Raw genomic sequence first — 6000 nt, 5'->3', positions numbered from 1 at the left:
CGCCGGCTCCTACAACAGCTCTTCACAAGGGTCGTCTCCCATAATTCGAGTCAGAACACTAGAATAGAGCCGACGCATCCATTCAGAACTTCCTTATGCCCAACCCTTCCGATCCCGAAGCGCTCGCGCAGTTGCCGCTGGATGACCTTGTGGCCTGCCACGAGTGCGACCTGCTGATGCGCAAGACGACGCTACAGAATGACGAGAAGGCCCATTGCCCGCGGTGTGGCTATGAGCTCTACGCTCACCGTCACAATGTCGTCAATCGCAGCCTCGCCCTGGTACTGACAGCTTTGCTGCTCTACGTGCCAGCCAACTTCCTGCCGATCATGCAACTGCACCTGCTGGGCCAGACCTCCGACGATACGGTCTGGAGTGGCGTGCTCGGCCTGTACAATTCGCAGATGCGCGGCATTGCCGTTGTCGTATTCCTCTGCAGCATGGCTATCCCATTGCTCAAGCTGTTGTGCCAGCTGCTTGTGCTGCTGAGCATTCGCCTGAATGTCGGCCGTAGTTACGGCCTGCTGATCTATCGTATCTACCACCACCTGCGTGAGTGGGGGATGCTCGAGGTCTATTTCATGGGCGTGCTGGTGGCCATCGTCAAGCTGGTCGACCTGGCCGAGCTGAGCATCGGCCTTGGCCTGTTCTGCTTCATCAGCCTATTGCTGGTCCAGGTCTGGCTGGAGGTGGTGATGTCACCCCACCAGATCTGGGTGGCGTTGTCCGGGGAGGATGTCCATGCGGGCGATTGATGCCGGTATTTTGATCTGCAACGAGTGTCATGAGCTCAACCGGCATGAGCCTGATAGCTCTTCGCAGGCATGCACCCGTTGTGGCGCCGTGGTCCATGCGCGCAGGCCCAACAGCATCGCGCGCACCTGGGCGCTGCTGATCACGGCGATGGTGCTCTACATCCCGGCCAACGTGCTGCCGATCATGACCGTCAGCGCCTTGGGCCAGGGTAGCCCCGACACGATCATGTCGGGCGTCATTACCCTGCTCAAGCACGGCATGCTGCCGATTGCCGCGGTGGTGTTCATCGCCAGCATCCTGGTACCGACGTTCAAGCTGGTAGGCATCGCCCTGCTGCTCTACTCGGTGCAGCGTCACCAGCCGCTGTCGGCACGCCAGCGCATCCTGATGTACCGCTTCATCGAATTCATCGGCCGCTGGTCGATGCTGGACATCTTCGTCATCGCCATCCTCGTGGCGGTGGTGAATTTCGGCCGCATCGCCAGTGTCGAAGCCAACCTGGGCGCCGTCGCCTTCGCCACCGTGGTGATCCTGACGATGCTCGCCGCTTTAACTTTCGATCCCCGACTGATCTGGGATAACACGGAGTCGGATGACGACCATGAGTGATTTGCCTACGGCTAAAACCCGGCCTGCTTCGAACTGGTCGGCCATCTGGATCCTGCCGCTGATTGCCTTGGCGATCGGCGGTTGGTTGGCCTGGCAGGCCTATCGCGATGCCGGTATCGAGATCCAGGTGCGCTTCGAGAGCGGCGAGGGCATCGTCGCCAACAAGACCGAGGTCATCTACAAGGGCATGTCGGTGGGCAAGGTCGTCGCCCTGGTGCTGGATGACAAGGGGGAAAACCGCGGTGTGGTCGCCACCATCGAGATGCGCAAGGAGGCGGGCCCGCACCTGACCAAGGGCACGCGCTTCTGGCTGGTGAAGCCGAGCGTCAGCCTGGCGGGTATTTCAGGTCTGGAGACACTGGTCTCCGGCAATTACATTGCCGTGGACCCAGGGGAGGGTGAGCTGACCAAACGCTACACCGCGCTGAAAGAGGCGCCACCCCTGTCCGATGAGGAGCCTGGCCTGCACCTGACCCTCAAGGCCGACCGCCTGGGTTCGCTCAACCGCGAAAGCCCGGTGTTCTACAAGCAGATCCAGGTCGGCCGGGTGAAGAGCTATCGCCTGTCCGAGGACCAGGGCACGGTGGAGATCAAGGTGTTCATCGCCCCGGCCTATGCGAGCCTGGTGCGCAAGCACACGCGTTTCTGGAATGCCAGCGGGGTCAGTATCGACGCCGACCTTTCCGGCGTGAAAGTGCGTACCGAGTCGCTGTCGAGCATCGTTGCCGGCGGTATTGCCTTCGCCACGCCCGAGAATCGCAAGGACAGCCCGCCCACCGACCCAAGCCTGCCGTTCCGCTTGTACGAGGATTTCGATGCCGCCCAGGCCGGCATCCGTGTGAAGGTCAAGCTCAGTGACTTCGAGGGCCTGCAGAAAGGCCGTACACCCGTTCTCTATAAAGGCATCCAGGTCGGCACGCTGAAGGACCTGAAGATTGAAGGTGACCTCTCCAACGCCATGGCCGAGCTGACCCTGGACCCGTTGGCGGAAGATTATCTGGTCGAAGGGACACAGTTCTGGGTGGTCAAACCGTCCATCTCGCTCGCGGGTATCACGGGCCTCGAGGCCTTGGTGAAGGGCAACTACATCGCTGTTCGCCCGGGCGAGCCGGGTGCCAAGCCCCTGCGCGAGTTCGAGGCGCGCGCCAAGGCGCCACCGCTGGATTTGAAAGCCCCGGGCCTGCACATGGTGTTGTTCGCCGACACTCTGGGATCGCTGGAGGTCGGCAGCCCGGTGATGTATCGCCAAGTGCGAGTGGGTAGCGTGCAAAGCTACCAGTTCGCGCGCAACAGCAAACGGATCCTGATCGGTGTGCACATCGAGAAGGAATACGCCAACCTGGTCAATGGCTCCACGCGCTTCTGGAATGCCAGCGGTATCACCCTGACCGGCGGGTTGTCGGGTATTCAGGTCAAGAGTGAGTCGTTGCAGACCCTCATGGCGGGCGGTATCGCCTTCGACACCCCAAAACCCGACGTGCCGCTCAAGCGCCGTATCCCGCGCTTCCGCCTGCATGAAAGCCAGGACGCGGCCAACCGTGCCGGTACACTGGTCACCATCCGCGTCGAGCGCGCAGATGGTCTCAAGCCCGGCACACCCATCCGCTTCCGTGGGCTCGACGTGGGCAGTGTCGAAAGTGTCGACCTGACGAGCGACCTGCAGGCCGTGTTGCTCAGGGCGCGCATCACCCAGTCAGCAGAGCGTATCGCCCGTGCCGGGACGCAGTTCTGGGTGGTCAAGCCAGCGTTGGGCCTGGTGCGTACCGAGAACCTTGACACACTGGTCGGTGGCCAGTACCTGGAAGTGTTGCCGGCGCTCAAGGACAAGGGGCCGCAGCGCGATTTCATTGCACTTGCCGATGCGCCTGAAGTGAAGGGGGAGGAGGTCGGCCTGCCGCTGACCCTGAGCGCGCCACGACGTGGCTCGATCAAGCCGGGGGTGCCGGTGACGTATCGCGAGGTCACCGTGGGCAAGGTCGTTGGATTCGAGCTGGGCCAGACTGCCGACCGGGTGCTTATCCACATCCTCATCGAGCCGCGTTATGCCGGCCTGGTGCGCGGTGGTAGCCGGTTCTGGAACAGCAGCGGGTTTGGCTTCGACTGGGGCCTGTTCAAGGGCGCCACGGTGCGCACCGAGTCGGTGGAAACGTTGATCGCAGGCGGCATCGCCTTCGCCACCCCGGATGGCGAGCAGATGGGCAACCCGGCACGGCCGCAGCAGACCTTCGCTTTGTTCGACAAGCCCGAGGATGCCTGGCTGGAGTGGGCGCCGAAGATTCAGATTGGCAAGTGATGGTGAGCGGGGTCGCCAGGCGGCCCCATCGGCCCGTAGGAGCCGGCTTGCCGGCGAATGCATCGGTATGGGCGACACGTTTGTGCTGGCCCTTTCGCCAGCAAGGCTGGCTCCTACGAGGGGCGGTGCATGGCGCAGGTAAATCACAGGCATAAAAAAACCGACCCTAGGGTCGGTTTTTTCGACAAGAACGTCGCTTAGGCAGCTGCAGCTTCTTTCAGCGCCTTGATGTGGCCATTCAGACGGCCTTTGTGGCGAGCAGCTTTGTTCTTGTGGATGATGCCCTTGTCGGCCATACGGTCGATTACAGGCACAGCCAGAACGTAAGCGGCTTGCGCTTTTTCGGCGTCTTTTGCGTCGATGGCTTTGACTACATTCTTGATGTAGGTGCGGACCATGGAACGCAGGCTGGCGTTGTGGCTGCGACGCTTCTCAGCCTGTTTTGCACGTTTCTTGGCGGAAGGTGTGTTGGCCACCGTCGAGCTCCTCGAAAGACTTTAGGTAAATAGCAAACAAAATAGGCCGCGAATCATGCCGACGAGTCGAACGGATGTCAAGGCCACCTGCAAGGTTCCGCCGAGTGGTGGGTCGATGAGCGGAAAGATTCCTTTCTGCGGCGCGACCTGTAAACTCGGGAATTTTTGGCTCCCCTGCGAAGGCGCGGGAGTATCGCACATTCGGACGCTGTCTGGCAGCGCCCTCTGCCCTTGGCGTGAAACTTTTCGATGAACCTGCTCAAATCCCTGGCCGCAGTCAGCTCGATTACCATGATTTCCCGGGTGCTCGGCTTCGTGCGCGACACCATCCTGGCACGGGTTTTCGGTGCCGGCGTCGCCACCGACGCCTTCTTCATCGCCTTCAAGCTGCCTAACCTGTTGCGGCGAATCTTCGCCGAGGGGGCGTTCTCCCAGGCGTTCGTGCCCATCCTGGCCGAGTACAAGACCCAGCAGGGCGAGGAGGCCACCCGCACCTTCATCGCCTATGTGAGCGGCCTGCTGACCCTGGCCCTGGCCCTGGTCACCGTGATCGGCATCCTCGCCGCCCCCTGGGTGGTCTGGGCCACCGCCCCTGGTTTTGTCGACAACACTGAAAAGTACGAGCTGACCACTTCGCTGCTGCGGGTGACCTTTCCTTATATATTGCTGATCTCGCTGTCGTCGCTGGCCGGCGCGATCCTCAACACCTGGAACCGCTTCAGCGTGCCGGCCTTCACGCCGACGCTGCTCAACGTGGCGATGATCGCCTTCGCCGTGTTCCTCACGCCCTACTTCGACCCACCCATCATGGCCCTGGGCTGGGGGGTGCTGGCCGGTGGCCTGGCGCAGTTGCTATACCAGCTGCCGGCACTGAAGAGGATCGGTATGCTCGTGCTGCCGCGCCTGAACCTGCGCGATGCCGGCGTATGGCGGGTGCTCAAGCAGATGCTGCCGGCCATCCTCGGCGTGTCGGTGAGCCAGATCTCGCTGATCATCAACACCATCTTCGCCTCCTTCCTGGTGGCGGGGTCGGTGTCGTGGATGTACTACGCCGACCGCTTGATGGAACTGCCCTCCGGCGTGCTGGGCGTGGCGCTTGGCACCATTCTGCTGCCCACGCTGGCCAAGACCTACGCCAACAAGGACCGTGAAGAGTACTCGCGGATCCTCGACTGGGGCCTGCGCCTGTGTTTCCTGCTGGTATTGCCCTGCACCCTGGCCCTGGCGATCCTCGCCGAGCCTTTGACCGTGGCGCTGTTCCAGTACGGCAAGTTCACCGCCTTCGACGCCGCCATGACCCAGCGCGCGCTGATCGCCTATTCGGTGGGCCTGCTGGCGATCATCCTGGTCAAGGTACTGGCACCTGGCTTCTATGCGCAGCAGAATATCCGCACGCCGGTGAGGATCGCGATCTTCACCCTGGTCTGCACCCAGCTGTTCAACCTGGCCCTGGTCGGCCCGCTGGCCCACGCCGGGCTGGCCCTGGCGATCAGCCTGGGGGCCTGTCTCAATGCCGGCTTGCTGTTCTGGAAACTGCGCAGCCAACGGTTGTACCAGCCGCAGCCGGGCTGGACAGCGTTCCTGCTCAAGCTGGTGCTGGCGGTGACCTTGATGTCCGCCGTGCTGCTGCTGGGCATGCATTACCTGCCGGCCTGGGCGCAGGGCGACATGCTGGCGCGCTTCCTGCGCCTGGGCGGCCTGATCGCGGCCGGCGTGGTGACCTACTTCGGCTGCTTGTTCCTGTGTGGTTTCCGCCCACGGCATTTCGCCCGCAAGGCGATGCACTGAGGCGGTAAAAAGGGTCAGGCGTCGGTTTTTCGCATTCCATGCCCCGCGGTGGCGCTGCCGCCTGTCGTCAGCGCCCGG

The 6000-nt window shown here is 62.5% G+C and carries 5 protein-coding genes; 4 read left to right on the top strand and 1 reads right to left on the bottom strand.

The window, feature by feature from the left end; all coding sequences use genetic code 11:
- The first annotated feature begins 95 nt into the window (after positions 1-95).
- From NGM28_RS25085 to NGM28_RS25075, 3 genes are read left to right on the top strand one after another with little or no spacing between them, the layout of a single operon-like run.
- Entirely contained in the window at positions 96-755 is a 660-nt protein-coding gene (locus tag NGM28_RS25085) for a paraquat-inducible protein A (RefSeq protein WP_213658356.1), read from the top strand.
- Positions 742-1365 carry a paraquat-inducible protein A gene (locus NGM28_RS25080; RefSeq protein WP_240066648.1) on the top strand — a complete coding sequence of 208 codons (624 nt, stop codon included), beginning with the start codon at positions 742-744 and terminating at the stop codon, positions 1363-1365. Before NGM28_RS25085 ends, NGM28_RS25080 begins: the two co-directional genes overlap by 14 nt.
- Positions 1358-3658 (top strand): PqiB family protein, encoded by a 2301-nt coding sequence (locus tag NGM28_RS25075; RefSeq protein WP_240066647.1) that lies wholly within the window; start codon positions 1358-1360, stop codon positions 3656-3658. The genes NGM28_RS25080 and NGM28_RS25075 overlap by 8 nt, the downstream gene beginning before the upstream one ends.
- Positions 3659-3855: 197 nt before the next feature.
- On the opposite strand, the gene rpsT is transcribed toward NGM28_RS25075, so the two are convergent.
- Positions 3856-4134 carry a 30S ribosomal protein S20 gene (gene rpsT / locus NGM28_RS25070; protein ID WP_003247625.1) on the bottom strand — a complete coding sequence of 93 codons (279 nt, stop codon included), beginning with the start codon at positions 4132-4134 and terminating at the stop codon, positions 3856-3858.
- A 249-nt stretch (positions 4135-4383) separates the two neighbouring features.
- Here rpsT and murJ point away from each other — a divergent pair, with 249 nt between their 5' ends.
- Positions 4384-5922 carry a murein biosynthesis integral membrane protein MurJ gene (gene murJ / locus NGM28_RS25065; RefSeq protein WP_252092003.1) on the top strand — a complete coding sequence of 513 codons (1539 nt, stop codon included), beginning with the start codon at positions 4384-4386 and terminating at the stop codon, positions 5920-5922.
- Positions 5923-6000: the final 78 nt, after the last annotated feature.

This window comes from Pseudomonas sp. MWU13-3659 (assembly GCF_023757525.1).
Lineage (GTDB): Bacteria > Pseudomonadota > Gammaproteobacteria > Pseudomonadales > Pseudomonadaceae > Aquipseudomonas > Aquipseudomonas entomophila_E.
Note: the sequence above shows the minus strand (reverse complement) of the source record. Positions and strands in the feature narration are given on the sequence as shown.